This window comes from Acidithiobacillus sp. AMEEHan, assembly GCF_030996345.1.
GTDB lineage: Bacteria > Pseudomonadota > Gammaproteobacteria > Acidithiobacillales > Acidithiobacillaceae > Igneacidithiobacillus.
Map to the genome: position 1 here is coordinate 721,153 of NZ_CP118747.1, position 17,715 is coordinate 738,867.

The following is a 17,715-nucleotide window of genomic DNA, read 5'->3' on the forward strand; positions in this document are numbered from 1 at the left end:
GATCTATTGCTTGTTGCGCGCCGAGCGCCGCAGTCGAGAAAGCAGGCGCCGCGCCATCTCACCGAAGAGCTCGGTTTGGGTGGGATGGGGATGAATGGCACTGCCTACCTGCTCCAGGGTGAGCTCAGCACTGACCATGAGCACCGCCTCGCCGACCAGAGTGTCGGCATGGTCGGCGAGGAAATGCACGCCAACGATGCGGTGCGTTTTTTTGTCCGCCACCATCTTGATCAAGCCGTCGGTCTCACCGGTCATCATCGCCTTGGCGTCGATGGAAAGAGGTACTTTGACCTCCGCCACGTCGAGTCCCGCCGCCTTGGCTTGTTCCCCGGAAATGCCCACGAAGGCCACCTGGGGACGGGTGAAAGTGACGCCACTATCCTTGCGGGCATCGTAGCGCGCCGATTCTCCCAGCAGGTTGGCAGCAGCCACCCGACCCTGCTGTCCCGCGGTGTGGGCGAGCATGTAGCCGCCAATCACATCGCCGACGGCAAAGATATGGGGCACATTGGTTTGGCAACGGGCATCTGTGGCAATGGCGCCACGTTCCCCGAGTTTTACCCCCGCCTTTTCGAGCTGCAGGGCGCTGGTGTCGGGACGCTTGCCGGTGGCAATCAGGAGCAGGTCGGCGTTATGGCTGTGCTCCTGCCCCTCGGCATCGCGGTAGCGCAGGGTCAGATTGCCCTTCTCACCACGAATTTCCTGGGTCTGCACGCCAGTCAGCACGGTCAGGCGCGGACTGTTCTTGGCCAAAGCGGCCATGAGTTGCTCGGCGACCTCCTTCTCCATTTCCGCCACCGGGCGCGGCAGGGCCTCGAGGACGAGGACCTCGGCACCAAAGTCGTGGAACATCTGCGCCATTTCCATGCCGATGGCGCCAGCACCAATCACGCAGAGGCGCTTGGGTGGGGTGCTGAGTTCCCAGACGGTGTCGGAAGTGACCGCCGCACCTGCGGCGAGGGCCTCTTTTGCGCCGGGGATGGGGGGCACGAAGGCTGGCGCACCGGTGGCGATCACGCAGGCGCCGAAGCTCAGGGTACGGGCGTTTTTGCCGCTGATTTCTACCGTATGAGGATCGATAAAGCGCGCGAAGCCCTCCAGCACCTCGATCTTCATGCCTTGGTCGGTTTTTAGGGCCATCTCGCCGCGGGTTTGCAGGATGCCGCGGCGATGCTTTTCGAGCTGCGCCCAGTCCAGTTGCGGGGTGCCCAGGCCGATACCCATGGCGGCGTCGTGGGCGCGGTCACGGATGCGATCAGCCGCTGCCCGCCAGGCCTTGGAGGGAATACAGCCGCGCCAGAGGCATTCGCCGCCAGGATAGGGGGCATTGTTGACCAAAGTGACCTTGATGCCGTGTTCCGCCAGCTCGCGGGCACAATCCTCGCCGCCGGGTCCACCGCCGATGACCAGCACCTGGGTGTCGAAATCACCCTCGGGAATCACCGGGCCGCTGCTTCCTGCCCAGGCTTCCGGATGTTCGATGGCGTCTTGCAAATCCTTGAGGAAGGCCGCGGCCTCGGCACCGTTGACGACGCGGTGGTCGGCGGTGATGGTGATCGGCATCCCCTGGGGGCCGGTGGCGGCGATGGCCAAGATGGCCGCCGTGCCGGGAGTGACGATGGCATCGAACTGACTGATGCCATACATCCCCATGTTGGAGATGGTGAAAGTCGGGTGTTGATATTCGGCTGGACTCAGGCGGCGCTTGCGTGCCTTCTCGAGGAGGGGCTTCCAGGCGGCTTGCAAGTCCTGCAGGGATTGCTCTGCCACGTTGCGTAGAACGGGTACGACTAGGCCGCCGTCCTCGGTGGTGGCCGCAATACCGATGTCGTGGGGACGATCATCGACGATGCGGTCGCCAGGCTGGTAGGCGGCATTGATCAGCGGATGTTTGGCGAGGGCAGCAGAGGCGGCCTTGGCGAGGGCAACAGTCACCGAAACCCCCGCGGCTTTGGCAGCGCGCATCAGCGCTTCCGGCTGCACGTGGATGGTGACGTGAAAGACGGGGATACTCAAGGATGCGGTCATCGATTGGCTGATCGCTTTTTCGATGGCCGTCATTGCTCGGCCTTCGCCAGGGACTGGTGGCGGGACGGGAATACTTGCTGCGGCTGGGGAAGACGCTCCACCCTGAGCGGCAGGTACATCGGCAGCGACGATGACGCCGTTGGGACCACTGCCACGCAACCCCTCCAGGGACATGCCGCGCTCACCGGCCAACTGACGGGCGTAGGGCGAGGCGCTCCCTTGTTGCGGACGAGGGGCAGGCTGGGCACCTGGCTGACGACTGGGCTGAGTGCTCGTCGCAACGGCAACGGGGGCAGCGGTCTTCGCGGCAGCCGTTGGGGCCGCCGGCTTCGCGCTGGCGCCACCTTTGTCTGCCGAGACCGCAGTACCGCTGCGCACCTGTTCGGAGCTGTCGACCAGATAGGCAATCGGCTCCCCCACGGGGACGACGCTATCCACCGCCACTAGAGGTCCGGAGAGGTAACCGGCGCGGAAGACCTCAACATCCATGATTGCCTTGTCGGTTTCGACAGTGGCGACGACATCGCCGCGCTCGATCTTGTCCCCTAGCTGTTTTTCCCAGGAGACCAAGACGCCTTCGGTCATGGTGTCGGACAACTGCGGCATCTTGATGACATGACCGAGATCTTCACTGGCCGATGGAGTCTGCTCTGCACTGGCAGCAACCGCCTGCGGCGCGCCAGCATCAGCCACCGGTGTTTCCACTGTTGCTTCGGGACTATCGACCAGATAGCCAATTGCCTCACCCACAGGAATGACGCTGTCCACTGCCACCAAAGGGCCGGCAAGATAGCCACTGCGGAAGACCTCGACATCCATGATTGCCTTGTCGGTTTCCACCGTCGCTACCACGTCACCCCGTTCGACGCGTTCTCCGGGCTTCTTTTCCCAGGAGACCAGCACGCCCTCGGTCATGGTGTCCGACAATTGGGGCATTTTGATGACGTACGCTTCAGCCATATCTCAGCATCTCCGAAAAGGCAGACGCGCCCCAAAGGGCGCCGGAATCACTTGCCCAGCAGCTTCTTGGCTGCAGCGACGACCTCATCGGCGTTGGGAATGGCCGCTTTTTCGAGGCGTCGGTTGTAGGGAATGGGAACGTCGCGGGCATGCACGCGCACTGGCGCCGCATCGAGTTCGAAGAAGGCTTCTTCGTTGATGATGGCAATCACCTCCGATCCCACGCCAACGGGCGCCTCATCTTCCTCGACGATTAGGGCCCGATGGGTCTTGCGCACGCTGGCAGCAATACCGGCCCGATCGAGGGGCTTGAGGGCACGCAGGTCGATGACCTCGGCGTCGATGCCCTCCTTGGCTAAACGTTCCGCCGCCTGCAGGGCCCAGTGGACACTGATGTTATAGGCAAAGATGCTCAGATCTCGCCCCGGACGCATCACTTCCACGCCTTCCAGCGGAGTGAAGAACTCCTCGTCCGGCACCTCGCCCTTGAGGTTGTACATGCTCTCGTGTTCGATAACGACCACGGGATCGTCGCTGCGCACGGCACTCTTGAGCAAGCCGTAGGCGTCGCGGGGGGTGGCTGGAGTCACGACGCGCAGGCCGGAAATTCCCATGAAGACCTTTTCCATGCGCGCCGAATGCTGCGCCCCCAACTGATGCGCCGTGCCACCGGGCACCCGCATGACGAAGGGACAGCGAATCTTGCCGCCGGACATATAGTGGATCTTCGCGGCATTGTTCATGAGCTGATCCATCGCCAGCCAGGCGAAGTTGACGCTCATGATCTCCACGATAGGCCGACAGCCAAGCATGGCAGCACCGACCCCGATACCGGTGTAGCTATTCTCCGAAATGGGGGTGTCGATCACCCGCTCCGGACCATACTTGGCGTAGAGACCTGACGTGGCCTTGTAAGTACCGCCTGCCACACCGATGTCTTCCCCCATGGCAAAGACCAGGGGATCACGGGCGAGTTCTTCGTCATGGGCCCGCAAAATGGCCTGCCAATACATCATCTCCGCCATGCTTACGCCCCCTCCGCCACATATACATACCGCTCCAGATCTTCGACCCTGGGCTCCGGACTCTCGAGGGCGAAGCGGACGATCTCGTTTTCGATCTGCTCCAGGATTTCCTCGTCCATCGCCTGGAATGCGGCGGCATCGATGATGCCCGCTTCCTCCAGCCGCTTCTTGTAGATGCCGATGGGATCGCGCTGCGCCCATTGCTCGACTTCTTCCTTGCTGCGATAGGCACCAGAATCGGACATGGAGTGCCCGCGCAGGCGGTAGGTCATCAACTCCAGGAAATAGGGCTCCCTCTTGCCGCGGACGTGGGAGATGGCCTTTTCGGCCTCCGCCATGACCACATCGATGTCCTGACCGTCCACCTGGGATGCGGCTATCTTATAGGGGGCGACACGCAGGTACTGATTGATTTCGGAGGAGGCACGCTCGATCGCCGTGCCGATGCCATAAAGATTGTTTTCACAGACGAAGAGCACCGGCAGCTTCCACAGGCTCGCCATATTCATGGTTTCGTGAAAGGTGCCTTGGTTATTGGCGCCATCCCCAAGAAAGCAAATGGCGATCTCATCGCCGCCGCGCAGTTTGATCGCCTTGGCAAAGCCAGCCGCCAGCGGGAAGGGACCCCCGACGAGGGCATAGCCACCCATGAAGTGGTGATCGACGTCATAGATGTGCATGGAACCACCGCGCCCACGGGAGGAACCCGTTTCCTTGCCGTAGAGCTCTGCCATGACCTCTTTGGGATCGGCGCCGCACTGAATGGCATGAATGTGGTCCCGATACCCAGTCACCACATAGTCCTGTCCCTTGCGAGCCTTTTCCAGCACGCCAATGGCGCAGGCCTCCTGGCCAGGATAGAGGTGGAGAAAGCCACCGATCTCCCGTTCCTGATAAGCCTGGGCGCATCGCTCTTCAAAACGACGCGCAAAAAGCATTTCTCGCAGCAGGCGCTTTCGGTCGCTGGCTTCCATATTCCCCCAAGGATCATAACCGATAAATCACGCCATGATCGCAAAGGGTTCCAACGAGCGTCAAGCGGAACGCTTCCGCTCCACAACCACGTCAATTCCCGTTCAAGGAACGCTCAATGCTCGGTAGGGCCGCTCCGACGCCGGCTCCGACCGCACCACCGACAGCCGCCCCAACTGCGGGATTCCCGGCGACGACAGTACCCAGAACGGCGCCTCCGGCAGCGCCGATAGCGCCACCACTCAGGGCGCGCTGACCGGTGGGGCTCATATTGGCGCAGCCCGCCAAGCCGGCGACCAGCAGTAGCAGAAGCGCAGACTTTACAATACGGCATTTCATGATATTCATACAATCTCTTCGCCTTTAAATCCTTAGTGATGCCAATCGCGATGCCAACCGTCATCCCAGTCGCGATCGCGCCCATGGTGCCAGCGGCCGGCCCACGGCGGGGGCCCTGGTCGCCAGCGCGGCGCTGGCTGGTATACCACCACCCGGGGAGGCGGGGGCGCGTAATAGATCGGACGGGGCGGTACATAGACCACTGGGGGGGCGACGTAGTAACGGGGCGCATTGCCCAAATACAGACTCAGGCCCGGGACCGCGACCCCAAGATTCAGGTCGTCGGCGCTTGCGGCCACGCTGTAGGCCAAGGAGGCAATTCCCAACGCCGTCCCCACCATCGCAGAGACTATTTTCCTGTAATTGAATTTCATGGCGACACCTCTGTGCTCTGATCCTTCGGACGAATCGCCAAGCAAAGCATGTGCCGGAAATGGCGACACTAAAAAATCAATGCCTTATCCTCATGCTGGTTTCCGCAACTGTCGCCAAACGTCGACATGATCGCTTAAGACTTTGGCACCTCCCCATTGCCGCAAATCTCTCGCTGACGCTCGGCAAGGATCTGCTGCTGGAGCTCGCGCAGCGCCTCCTCCACGTCCTGCCAATAACGACTGTGCGGCGAATCTGCCCCGCCCGCCAACGCCCGGGAGAGCATCGACTGATAATGGCGAAAGGCGATATGCAGAGGTTCTCCGGGCGTGTAGCCCAAGCGAGACAAGGCAGCATCATAGGGACCATCGCGACGTAAGGCACTTTCCAGGACAAACAATTGCCGCCCTACCGGTTGCAGGGTCTTTTTGATCACGGCGTGAATGCTCAGAATCCCCGCAAACAATCCGAACAGTGTTGCAGGTCTTGCGCCGTCCAGGCGCAGGGGGGTTTCCAGGAAACGACGCAGCTCTTTGAAGGGCAACGGCCGACTGATGCCATAGCCTTGCAATTGAGCAACCCCAAGCGTCAGCAGCACGTCGAGGATTTCGGCAGTCTCGACACCTTCCACCAGCAGCTCCACGCCAATTTCTTCGGCGAGATCCTGCAGAACCCGGATGAAGTGCAGATCCTCCGGATGATCCGGCAATGCGCGTACAAAGTGTTGATCCACCTTTATTTTATCGATCGGTAGATCACGCAGGCGCTGGAGCGACGCATAGGCGGTACCCACATCATCGAGAGCCAGATGGATCCCCATGGCACGAATCTCGCGCATCACCTCGGCGGCCACTGGCTGATCGAGAAAATCTCCGCTCTCGAGGATCTCCATGGTGATGCGTTCCGGCGACACGGGGCTTGCCGCCAGAACGCCGCGCAGGCAAGGCAGGCAGTAATGCGTGAACGATTGTGCCGGGACATTGAAAGAAAGCCCCAGGAGCCAACCCTCCCTTTCCAGGGCGACGATGTCCTGTAGCGCGACTGTGAGCAGTTGCCAGCTCAGGTTCTGGATCTCCTCCAATTTGAGATGGGGAAGAAAATCTGCCGGAGCCAAGATACGCCCGTCCGTATCGCGCAGGCGGGCGAGGGCCTCCACTCCCCGGACACTGCCATCCAAACCGTTGATGATCGGCTGGTACCAGACCTCCAGGGCGTTTTCAGCCAGCAGACGTTGCGCGAGGGTGCGCGCCTTCGTTTCCAGTTCCTGTCCGGCAATGGCCCAACTGTGCAAACGGTCGGCCTTGTGCGCCTTGGCCAAGCCCAGTGCCTGCCGTGCCTGCCGCAAGAGGCTATCGAGAAAATGCTCGTCGTCACCGGCGAGCGTCGCCACGCCAATACTTGCCGCCAACTGCAGATTGCCGTCAGGCAACGCAAAATCCAAGCCAAGCGCGTTTTCCACATCGTTGAGCTTCTGCCGCAGACCTGGCACGCCACCCACAACCGAAAACAACAGGATGAACTCATCCCCTCCAAGACGCGCCACCAGATCGTCCGGTCCCAAAGCCCTCTCCAGGCGCTCACGCAGGAGCGACAGGATTTGGTCTCCGGTTTGGCGTTGGAAACGCTCATTGATCTGATGGAAATCATCGACGTCCACCACTGCCAGAGCCGCCCCCTCGCCGCCCTCCACCACCCGGAACTGAAACCTGGTATAGGCTTGTTCCAGTCTCGCGCGATTGGCGGCGCCGGTAAGGGGATCGAAGTCCGCCAGAAGATCCAGCATTCCCTGGGCGTGTTGCAGCGCATCCCGGCGCTGCCAAAGACTCAAAATCAGGCCAAAACTTTCCGCAACCTGCTGCAGGAATGCTTCGACAGCGTCCGTTGCCTGATTCTGCCCTTGCTGCAAACAAAGCAACACGCCCCAGGGCTCGGTGCGACCAGCAAGAAATATCGGCTGGGCGATGGCATGGCGGAGATGTTCTTTGTCCAGGGCGTGCCGCAGCGGAGCCAGGAGCACGCAGTCCTGTATTCGGTCGATATGTTGCACACTGCCGCGCTGCAGTGCGGCAGCAATGAGCGTCTGCGCGATATCTTCGTTGGCGGCAACGGATAGCGGGAGGTCATGCCCGGCGAGTAGATCGGCGCTAGGGCTCGCCATGGCAAGTAGGGTCAGACCCCGCTCGTTGCTGCCCGCTTGCACCAGGAAGCAGCTGTGGATGCTACTCTCCTGAACGATTGCATCGCAAACCGCGGGGTAGAGATCGAATAAGCTCGTCACCCGCAGCAAACGGTGATGGATGGCCAGCGCCGCCGACTGGAATTGCCGCAAACCAAGCATGGAATCCGCAGCTTTGATCGCTATTCGATAAAAAATCCATAGGAGTATGATCAGCGCAAGAAAGGGCAGACTGAGCTGCAACCATTGGCCAAAAGAAAGGGCATCCAGCCAGGTGCTGCCGGGCCAGCACATCTCCAGCTCCCATGGAACGCCCGGTAGGGGAGCCCGTACCCGCTGCAGATCCAGGATATTCTGCGAGTCTGGCGGCCCCCAGTGGCCGCTCGCATCGAGTTCCGCGATTGGTCGACCATGGCGTTCGATCAAGAGCACCACACCCGGCTGAGGGACCTCATTCAACAGATCCCGCATGGCAATCGGTTGCCCGAGAAACCCCACCAGCTCCCTCCGGACGTCATAGAGAGGGATACGTGTAGGAACGATCCACAAGCCATATCTCGGGGCGTAAAGGGGGTCGGCAACGAGCCAGTCGCGTTCGCCACTGGCAGTGAAAAACGCGTCACCCGGGACCATGACATGAGGACTTTGCGCGCGATTGGTCGACCAGATAATGGTATTTCCACTCGCATCCTGGATGTTGATCGCCAGAGAATTGCGGTGGTTCTTCTGGTAACTTTCCAGTGCCTTTCTGCTATCGAGATCCGGGTAGGGTGATTGCGCCGAAGCAAAATGCAGCGTTTCCCGCAAAAACTGGAGATCATGAAAATGGCCATCCAGACGTCGCCGTATCTGCCGCGCCATGGTGTTGAGCTGATGCGTTTTGAGATGGAAGAAGTTTTCCTGCTGACGCTCTATTTCTGTGTGGGCCTGCCAGAGGTACAGCAGGAAAAATATGATGGCGATACCCAAAAAGAACGCGCGGATGCTGCGCCGAAGCCGCCGGGCTCGTCGTGCGAAGGAATGTTGGCTAACGAGCGGCGACATGACAAAGCTCAGGCAGGCGCGCGCAGGGCGTCCTGCAGCAGAGGAGGACGATGGATGATTCGTTCTATGCTACGCAACACCTGCTCCCCAGCGTCCTGGAGGGTGTGGAAATCGCCAGCCGAGCCCCTTTCCAGGGCCTTGGTGATACGTTCGAGTTGCCGATGATATTCCTCGTGAGCCTGCAGCACCTCTTCCCAGCCGACAAAAGGAAAAGTAGACAGGCGAGTGTGAATGGGACATTGCGTCCCGGACCAGGGCGCCAAGCGTAAAAACCAGGCCGGATTCAAGCTCACCAGGGCAAATATGGTCTTCTGGTAGTCGATGATCTCGGCGTAGAGCTGCAACAAATCATAATCCGTGGTCTTGGTCTGCGGGCGGACGCGTGCGCGCTCTTGCAACCAGGCAGGAATGGCCTCGGCAAACATCGGCCGAGCAATCGCAAAGCCCTGCAGCAGGGGTACCTGCATCAGGCGCAAGACGTTGCGAATGGTCTGGTTTTCCACCCCTTCCACGATGACTTGCAGCCCCTGCGATTGCCCCAGATCGAGCAGGGCTCGCAGAAAATGCAGATCGTTCGGATGCTCGCCGAGATGCAGGACGAAGGCCTGGTCGATCTTGATCTTATCTACCGGCAGTTCTTTCAGATAGAGAAGGGAGGCGTAGCCGGTTCCGACATCATCCAAGCCAACACCATACCCAAGCGACTGCAGACTACGAATCGACTGCGCGGTGAAGTCGAGCAACAACAACTCCTCACTCTCGAGGATTTCCAACACCAGATTCCGGGCCGGGACGGCGCAATCCGCGAGCAGTTGCCGCAGCCTTTGCAGGCCGCGCTCACTTGCCAGAAAACCGGGGGGGATATTCAGTGCGATCCAGAGGTTGATTCCTTGGCTTTGCCACTCTTGCCAGTCCTTACTGAGCTGAGCGAGGACGAGTTTAGTGAGGGTCCATTGATCCTCCGGAGACAGGAAGGGCAAGAAATCTCCCGGCGATATCGCCCTCTCTGCGCCAGCAAGTCTTGCCAGGGCCTCCACACCGACAATACGGTTGTGCAGCTGATCCAGAATTGGTTGGTATTGGAGAAGTAGCTGGCCATCCCGCAACAACGCCTGAATCTGGCGTCGCTCGTCAGCACTCTCGTCAGCGAAGAACGACCAGAAGCGATCCCGTACCTTTTTGTTTTCTTTGGCTTCGTACAGGGCATGATCGGCCTGGCGCAAGAGCAGGTCGGCATCTCCGGGGGTCACCTCCGGCTGGGGATAAAACGTGATCCCCGCGCTCAGACGAACATGGATCATCGGCAGGCCAGAGAGAAAATAGGGCTGCGCCAGGGTTTCGCCAATCTTCTCCAGTATGGAATGGATTTGCTCGCGACTTTGCAGGCTGTCCCAAACCAGAACGAACTCATCCCCTCCGAGTCGCGCCAGATGATCACTCTGCCGCAAGGACGAGCGAAGACGATTGGCGACCTCTTGCAACAAGAGATCCCCGGCGGCGTGACCGTACTGATCATTGACCGGTTTGAAATCATCGAGATCCAGTACCGCCAACGCGAGCAAACCGTCATTACGCCGTGCACGGGCCATGGCAAGCTGCAGAAATTCGGTCAGTCCCCGTCGATTCGCCAGTCCCGTAAGAGCGTCGTGGCGCGCGAGATGGCTCTGTCGTTGCCGCTCTTCCGACAGCTGCCCCTTCAGATGAATTTCATCCAAAGCATGTCCAACCAGCAATGCCACCCGCTGCAACACCTCGATGATCTCCTCGTTGAACAAGTGCGCTCGATCACTGATGACGTTCAGCATCGCCCAGCGTTCTTCACGGTGATAGATAGGCAAGGTCGCGACGGAGTGCCAACGATTCTCTTGGGCTTGCGCAAACCAGCCGGCATTTTCCCCCAGTGCGCCCAAATAATCCTGAACCACCAGGAAGCTGCTCTGATGCCAGGCGCGGGAGGTGAACGATTGCCCATCCGGCACATCGTCGGGGTGGATCGTCCAGCGCCGCTGCAGGATCCATTCGACATTGTGCCCAGCCAGGGCCAGCGCCTGAAACACTCCTGCGGCATCCGGACGGATGATGAACGCCGCATTGAACAAGGTGCTCCGGATCAACTCATCGCAGATGGCACGAAGCATCTGCGGCGCTTCCCGTGCACGCAGGACGATGTCGCCACTCACCAACATCGTCTTCTGGAGCCTTCGAATGTCTTCCAGCTCTCGCGCCACTTGACGCTGACGGAGAAAGGCCGCGAGGTCAGCGCTCAGGCGTTCCAACAGTTCGCTGATTTCCGCCGGGAAGGCGGTATCAACGTGGCGATAGAGGGCAAGCACGCCGGCGCTGCCATCGGGCCAGGAGAAGGGCGAGTAAATACCACCCCCCATGCGGTACTGCTGAATCAGGTCTGCCCACGGCGTAAAGAGCGGATCGTCGCTGGAAAACAGCATGGTGCGCTGGCATTCGATGGCACGTCCGGCGGGGGATTGCGGCAGTCCCGCACGGGCATAGCAAGGCAGCATTACCTGGGCCAAGGGGGCGGCGAGAGGACCGGCCGCAGCGGTCAACTCGATGCGGTTTTCCCCCTCTTGTACATGTCCGATCCATACCGCAGCGAGTCGCATTCGGGAAACCAGGATACTGCAGAACTGTTCCAGAATTTGCGGCAACCCCGACGCTGCCGGAGTAGAAAACAGTCGGTTGATTTCGGTGACCGATTGCAGAAAGGCATCGCGCACCTGCAGCTCGCGATTGCGCTGCCGCAGGTCCTGGGAGCTCACGAAGACCCGACGTTCCAGGTCCCGATTCAGGCGCTCCAAGGCCACGCGGGCGGCACTGCGTTCAGCGATCATGGCTCCGGCAAGCAATCCCACTAACTCGAGAACCGAACCAATGATCAGAGCCAAAGCCTCTGGGAGGATCAGCTGATTATGTTCGTACGGACCGAATCCCCGGCTAGTCCCCAGCAAGGCCAGCAAAAAACTGAGAGAAGCCAACGGATAGACCAGCTGCACCGGATATTTGGATAACATCCAGATAAACGGCAGAACCAGAAAAACCACGCCCGCCTCTGGCAGGCTGCTCGCCGCAAAATGCTGGAAAAAGAGTGCTGCAACGATAGCCAGCGTCGGCACGGCGAAGAGCGCAAAACCGCGCGGAAAGTGCCAAGGGACCTGGCTATGCCCGTGCAACAAAACCAGGGCCACGGCAACGATATTCAGAAGAGTTGCCATTTGGGCAATAGTCCAGTAGGAAAACATGTGCCACAAGGACAACCCAGCCACATGGGTCAAAAATTTCGTGCCGGCGATCAGCCAGGCCGCATTCACAAAAGCCGGGACCAGACAGAACAGCAGAAGAAAACTCAGCGCATGGCGAACATTGCCAAAACCCCGCCAATCGGGGGTGACTCGATACAGGAGCCAGCGCCCCAGCCACGGGGCCAGGATGCTGCCCAGGTCGGCCCACAGGGCAATGGGTACGGGATAATGCAAAGAGATCAAATTGAGGAAAATGCGCGCCAGCACTAGGCCGGGAATAGCCCGCGGCCCCCAGGCCAGTATGCCGTAGGCAATCACCCCCTCTGCGGGCCAGATAGGCCAATATTGGCTTGGCAAGACGTCATGAAAAAGCAAGCCGGCAATAGCTCCTGCCAGAACGGTTGCCAGAAACAGCCAGACATTTATCCACCACAGTTGCCGCGCGGAGATCGAAGAATCTGCGACCGGCAGACGGATTTCCGTGAGCAAAGCTGCATCGGAGTCCGGTTTCAAGGAGAGAATTCCTGAAGACCGATGGGTGGCGGCCTCAAGCTCCGGGTGCATCGCGCCGCTCTGCCCGAATGGCGTCATAAAGTATCACCTGCAGTCGCCCTTCCGTTTCTGCTATCTGTTGATGGAACGGCATGTTGTGCTGACGATTCCGCACCCCGTTCAGCAATGCCGCATAAGCATCCAGCACCGGTGCACTGGCCTGGCACGGATGGGCACGAAGGTAGTCCAGCAGGGGGCAATCGTCCAGATACTGGATCAGGGATGAGATATCGTGGTTACTTTGCAGGCTATACATCAATGGACGACGGAGCACGTGGGCCGCGTAGGCCCCCAGCAGAGAGCCGGGGGTGAAGCTGATTGCGGGACGCATATGGTTCTGGGCGAGGGCAATGAACGCCTCCGCCGGCATGGGACGGGAAATGGCGTAGCCCTGCACGAGATCCTGCTGCAGTTGCGCTACCGCATCGAGGATCGTCGCGGTCTCCACGCCCTCGACGATCAGGGTGGCGCCCAAGCCATCGGCAAGAAACTTCATACTTTGCAAAAAAGCCATGATTTTGGGCTCGCGATCGAGATCGCGAACCAGTTCCTGGTCGAGCTTGATTTTTTGAATGGGCAGGTTTTTCAGCCGCAACAAGGAAGAATAAGCGCTACCGATATCATCCAGGGCAATCTGTGCGCCCGTATCGCACAGGGCCTGTAGACGACGAACCGCAATGTCACCCTGCAAAAAATCCCCGCTCTCCAGGAGTTCCAGCGTAATCCGCTGCGGGGTGATGGTGGTGCTGCCAAGCACCCCCAGAAAGCAGGGCACGCAGTCCTGATCCTCCATGAAATCCGGATCCACATTGAAGGACAGGTCGAGAGATATACCCTTGGCATCCAGCGCTTCCAGCAAGGCAATACCCGCCATCAGCATTTGCCGACTGAGTTCCCGCCGTTGGCCCAAGGATAGGAAGGGGAGAAACTGCGTGGGCGACAAAATCTCTCCATTGCTCGCCTGCACGCGTGCCAGCGCCTCGACGGCAACGATACGTTCCTGATACACGGAATAGATCGGCTGAAAATAGGCCAGCACGTCTTCTGGAAATCGCCAATTGTGCGTGCCGCCAGGAACCAAAAAAACGGCCTCCAGGGCCTGGTTACTGCAGGCCTGTCCTGAACGCTTGAAAACCGGAGTAACGCCTGAAAAAACGGTAGAATCATTAAGCATTTAACAGCGCCACTCGTCCCAGTGTAATCTCAGTCGCCAGACCCCAGTGCGCAGAGCCTGCTCCCCCACACCAGTTACTATAGTCGAAAAAAATGATTCAGCAAGCTTAGATCGCGCGTTTAAAAAGATGATACGTGGCGTAACTTTTTTGATAATTTTCGGCTATGGTAAGAGTGGGATTTGCGCCAATCCCAGATTTTCCGGCCAGGCAAAGAGCACATTAAGGTTTTGCACCGCCTGCCCGGCGGCGCCTTTCACCAAATTATCGATAGCCGAGAGGATCACCACCTGTCCTGGGCGTGGCTGGTGCAGGGCAATGCGGCAGACATTGGCGCCACGCACCGTGCGGGTACTGGGATGCTCGCCGAAGGGCAGCACGTCGACGAAGGGCTCCTGCGCGTAACGCTCGACAAAGAGGTCCTGTAATGCTGCGTTGCTCATCGGCTTGTGCAATCGGCCATAGAGAGTCGCGTGAATCCCGCGGATCATCGGCATCAGGTGGGGGGTGAATTGGACTTGGATGTCCGCCCCGGCGATCCGGCTCAGAGTCGCCTCGATTTCGGGACGGTGGCGGTGCCCGCTTACGCCGTAAGCAGTCACGCTATCCGCAGTTTCGGGTAAAATCAGACTGAGACGAGCCGCGCGACCAGCGCCACTCACCCCCGACTTACAATCGGCAATCAAGTAGTCAGCGTCGAGCAGCCCCGCCTCTAGCAGAGGAGCAAAGCCCAAAGCAACCGCGGTCGGGTAGCAGCCAGGATTGGCGATCAGGCGACTGCCGCGGATTTCGTCGCGAAAGAGCTCTGGCAAGCCGTAACTGGCCTGCGGCAGAAGCGCAGGGCTGGAGTGTTCCTGGTGGTACCACTGCGCAAAGAGTGCAGCATCGGAAAGACGGAAATCGGCGCTCAGGTCAATCAGCCTGACCCCGGCCGCCAGAAGCTCCGGTGCCATTTCCATGGCCACACCATGAGGAGTGGCGAAGAATATCGCGTCCAGACCTTGGAGATCCTTGCTGGAAACCGCGGAAAATTGGAGATCCGTATGCCCACGCAAACTGGGGAACAGCGCATCGACCCGCTGCCCAGCTTCGCCTCGGGAGGTGATTATAGCGACTTCGACTTCCGGATGCGGCAGCAGCAAGCGCAGAAGCTCGACGCCCGTATACCCGGTACCCCCTACAATCCCGACGCGAATCATGATGTCGCCCCCCGCGAACTGCCGAACAAATAGAAAAGCCGCCCGGAGGCGGCTGGACCGAGCGCGATAGTTCTCAGCGCTTGGAGAACTGGTGGCTACGCCGCGCCTTGTGCTTGCCGACCTTCTTGCGCTCCACCTCGCGTGCGTCACGGGTGACGAAGCCGGCGCTACGCAGAGGACGACGCAGGGTCTCGTCGTAGGCCATCAGAGCGCGGGTGATACCATGACGGATGGCACCGGCTTGGCCGCTGGCGCCACCACCGCTGACATTGACAAGGATATCGAACTGGCTGCCGTTGCCGGTCAGCTCCAAGGGCTGCAGCACGATCATGCGCGAGGTCTCGCGGCCAAAATATTCTTCCAGACTGCGCTTGTTGATGCTGATCTTGCCGCTGCCGCGCCGCAGGTAGACACGCGCGGTAGCACTCTTGCGACGACCGGTACCGTAATATTGTTCCATACGAATCCGCCTTAGAATTGTAGGGGTTGGGGCTGCTGCGCCGCATGCGGGTGCTGCGCGCCGGTGTAGACTTTGAGCTTGCGATACATCGCTCGACCCAGGGGATTCTTCGGCAACATGCCCTTGACGGCGATCTCGATGACCCGCTCTGGGTGCGTCTCCATCATTTTCTCAAAAGATGCACTCTTCAGGTTGCCGACGTAACCGGTGTGCCGATAATACATTTTGTCCTTGGCCTTGTTGCCCGTCACTGCGACTTTGTCGGCATTGATGACGACGATGTAGTCGCCAATGTCGGCGTGCGGCGTATACTCCGGCTTGTGCTTGCCGCGCAGGCGCTTGGCAATTTCCGCGGAAAGACGGCCAAGGACCTTGTCCGTTGCATCGACAACAAACCAATCCCCTTGCACTTCATGGGATTTGGCAGAATAGGTTTTCATACAGCACTCCGCTCTACCTGAACGTCAAGGCGCGAGAGAATAAAGTGAAGTACTCTCCCTGTCAACAAAAAACCCAGCCCTGTTGGCCCACAGGCGTAATGTCCTCAATGAGCCGCAGGGCGTTTCATTCGCGCAGCAATCAGCGCATCGCGCCTTCGACTTCCTTGGCAAAGGCAGGGTTTTTCTGCGTCTCCTGCAGCATGCTGGAATATTGCTGCGCCGTCAGGTGATGGCTCGCCAAAATGGCATTCACCTTATCCATGTAGGATTTCTTCATCGCCTGCTTCTGCGCGTCCGTGACCCCAGGCTTGTTGATCGCGGCATGGACCTGCTCGTTCAATGGCTTGATCTGCTCCACGGCTTGGGCAAAGTCCTGAACCTGCCCAGCTGTAGCGGCCAGCGCGGGAACACTGACAAGGCCAGCAAGACCCAGGAACACGACACTCATGATGCCCGCACGTAGCGGCGAAACGGATAAACTCTGCATTTGCCTTCTCCTCCCAAACGTCACCGACAATAAACTGGTATATCAGCAAGTTACGTCAACACTTCGATGTTCTCGCGAACACCCTATCGCCTCAGCTACGGGATTGCAAGAATGCTGGGCAGATCGTGTGACACCCGCACCCGTCAACCATCAGTCGGCAAGGTACCCCGCTCGATACGCACGCCCACGTCGCGGGTACCACGCACCGCCGCGGGTTTGTGCACGCTTATCCGCACCCAGGGCGCGCCGAAGTCCTCGCGCACCATGCGCGCAAGGTTTTCCGCGACGGTCTCGACCAACTGGATTTCCGTGGCTTCCAGATACTCGACAATACGATCACACACGCTCTGGTAGTTGATCGTAACGCTCACACAGTCCTTTGCCGCAGCCCGCGCTGCGTCTGCGGCGATTTCCAGGTCAATCAGGACCGTTTGCGGAATTTCACGCTCCCAGTCGTAGATACCTATTCGGGTCTGGACCTTGAGTTCGCGCACGAAAAGGATATCCATGGACTCTCCACTCTGTTGCCCGGCAAAGCCTGTTCTTCGCCGAAGAATGCTTTATGATACCGCTTTCTCCGGCGGCTGCCATGCACTGAGAGACCCTGTTTTGCTATTTACTTCTTCCTGGCCGGTCCTGTTCTGGTGTCTGACCGCGTATCTGGTCGGCTCTCTCGCTACGGCCATCTTGGTCAGCCGCGCCTTGGGACTGCCAGATCCGCGGCAAGCGGGCTCTCACAACCCCGGCGCCACGAATGTGCTGCGCCTGGGCGGCAAGAAAGCGGCAGCGCTAACCCTATTGGGAGATCTGCTGAAGGGCCTGCTGCCGGTTTTGGCGGCTCGTCTGGCAGCATTGCCGACCTGGGCCGTGGCACTGGTGGCATTGGCGACCTTTCTCGGGCATCTCTATCCCCTTTATTTCGGCTTTCGCGGTGGCAAGGGAGTGGCTACCACCCTGGGCATCCTGTTGGCCGTCAGCCCCCCGCTCGGCCTCGCTACCCTGGCCACCTGGCTACTGGTATTCGCCGTCAGTCGGGTATCCTCGCTTTCGGCACTCATCGCCACCGTTGCCGCGCCAATCTATGCCTGGTTCCTACTGACACCGCCCAGCCTGCGCGGGCTCGTCGTGGTGTTGGCGCTGTGGGTGCTCTGGCGTCACCGCAGCAATATCCAGCGCCTGCTGCACGGCCAGGAAGGCGGTTTTCGCCGGCCATAAAAAAGGCACCTCTTGCG

At 59.7% G+C, this 17,715-nt stretch carries 14 protein-coding genes; 1 reads left to right on the plus strand and 13 read right to left on the minus strand.

What is annotated here, in order from left to right:
* Nucleotides 1-3: 3 nt before the first annotated feature.
* The 13 genes from ORD17_RS03760 to folB all read right to left on the minus strand — a co-directional run bounded on the left by ORD17_RS03760 (nt 4) and on the right by folB (nt 16,992).
* Nucleotides 4-2,988 carry an FAD-dependent oxidoreductase gene (locus tag ORD17_RS03760; RefSeq protein ID WP_308389551.1) on the minus strand — a complete coding sequence of 995 codons (2,985 nt, stop codon included), beginning with the start codon at nt 2,986-2,988 and terminating at the stop codon, nt 4-6.
* Between the two features lie 47 nt (nt 2,989-3,035).
* Nucleotides 3,036-4,013, minus strand: coding sequence for an alpha-ketoacid dehydrogenase subunit beta (locus ORD17_RS03765; protein WP_308389552.1), 978 nt, complete (start codon nt 4,011-4,013; stop codon nt 3,036-3,038).
* Between the two features lie 2 nt (nt 4,014-4,015).
* A complete protein-coding gene (pdhA, locus tag ORD17_RS03770) occupies nt 4,016-4,987 on the minus strand; it encodes a pyruvate dehydrogenase (acetyl-transferring) E1 component subunit alpha (protein ID WP_308389553.1) in 972 nt (323 codons plus the stop codon).
* A 91-nt stretch (nt 4,988-5,078) separates the two neighbouring features.
* Complete coding sequence (locus ORD17_RS03775; RefSeq protein ID WP_374693388.1) at nt 5,079-5,333, minus strand: hypothetical protein; 255 nt, start codon at nt 5,331-5,333, stop codon at nt 5,079-5,081.
* Between the two features lie 23 nt (nt 5,334-5,356).
* On the minus strand, nt 5,357-5,698 hold the full coding sequence (locus ORD17_RS03780) for a hypothetical protein (RefSeq protein WP_308389554.1): 342 nt from the start codon (nt 5,696-5,698) through the stop codon (nt 5,357-5,359).
* Between the two features lie 134 nt (nt 5,699-5,832).
* A complete protein-coding gene (locus ORD17_RS03785) occupies nt 5,833-8,916 on the minus strand; it encodes an EAL domain-containing protein (RefSeq protein ID WP_308389555.1) in 3,084 nt (1,027 codons plus the stop codon).
* 8 nt (nt 8,917-8,924) lie between these two features.
* Nucleotides 8,925-12,764: an EAL domain-containing protein gene (locus ORD17_RS03790; protein WP_308389556.1), complete on the minus strand. Its 3,840-nt coding sequence runs from the start codon at nt 12,762-12,764 to the stop codon at nt 8,925-8,927.
* Nucleotides 12,721-13,899 carry an EAL domain-containing protein gene (locus ORD17_RS03795; protein ID WP_308389557.1) on the minus strand — a complete coding sequence of 393 codons (1,179 nt, stop codon included), beginning with the start codon at nt 13,897-13,899 and terminating at the stop codon, nt 12,721-12,723. Before ORD17_RS03795 ends, ORD17_RS03790 begins: the two co-directional genes overlap by 44 nt.
* Nucleotides 13,900-14,061: 162 nt before the next feature.
* Nucleotides 14,062-15,096 (minus strand): N-acetyl-gamma-glutamyl-phosphate reductase, encoded by a 1,035-nt coding sequence (argC, locus tag ORD17_RS03800; RefSeq protein WP_308389558.1) that lies wholly within the window; start codon nt 15,094-15,096, stop codon nt 14,062-14,064.
* Nucleotides 15,097-15,169: 73 nt separating this feature from the next.
* The gene (gene rpsI, locus ORD17_RS03805) at nt 15,170-15,556 is read right to left on the minus strand and encodes a 30S ribosomal protein S9 (protein WP_215872946.1); all 387 of its coding nucleotides are present in this window, start codon (nt 15,554-15,556) and stop codon (nt 15,170-15,172) included.
* An 11-nt stretch (nt 15,557-15,567) separates the two neighbouring features.
* Nucleotides 15,568-15,996 (minus strand): 50S ribosomal protein L13, encoded by a 429-nt coding sequence (gene rplM / locus ORD17_RS03810; protein ID WP_308389559.1) that lies wholly within the window; start codon nt 15,994-15,996, stop codon nt 15,568-15,570.
* Nucleotides 15,997-16,135: 139 nt separating this feature from the next.
* Nucleotides 16,136-16,483, minus strand: a complete 348-nt coding sequence (locus ORD17_RS03815; protein ID WP_308389560.1) for a DUF4168 domain-containing protein — start codon at nt 16,481-16,483, stop codon at nt 16,136-16,138.
* Between the two features lie 143 nt (nt 16,484-16,626).
* Nucleotides 16,627-16,992 (minus strand): dihydroneopterin aldolase, encoded by a 366-nt coding sequence (folB, locus tag ORD17_RS03820; RefSeq protein WP_308389561.1) that lies wholly within the window; start codon nt 16,990-16,992, stop codon nt 16,627-16,629.
* Between the two features lie 100 nt (nt 16,993-17,092).
* Between folB and plsY the strand changes: the two genes are divergently transcribed.
* The gene (gene plsY / locus ORD17_RS03825; protein WP_308389562.1) at nt 17,093-17,698 is read left to right on the plus strand and encodes a glycerol-3-phosphate 1-O-acyltransferase PlsY; all 606 of its coding nucleotides are present in this window, start codon (nt 17,093-17,095) and stop codon (nt 17,696-17,698) included.
* Nucleotides 17,699-17,715: the final 17 nt, after the last annotated feature.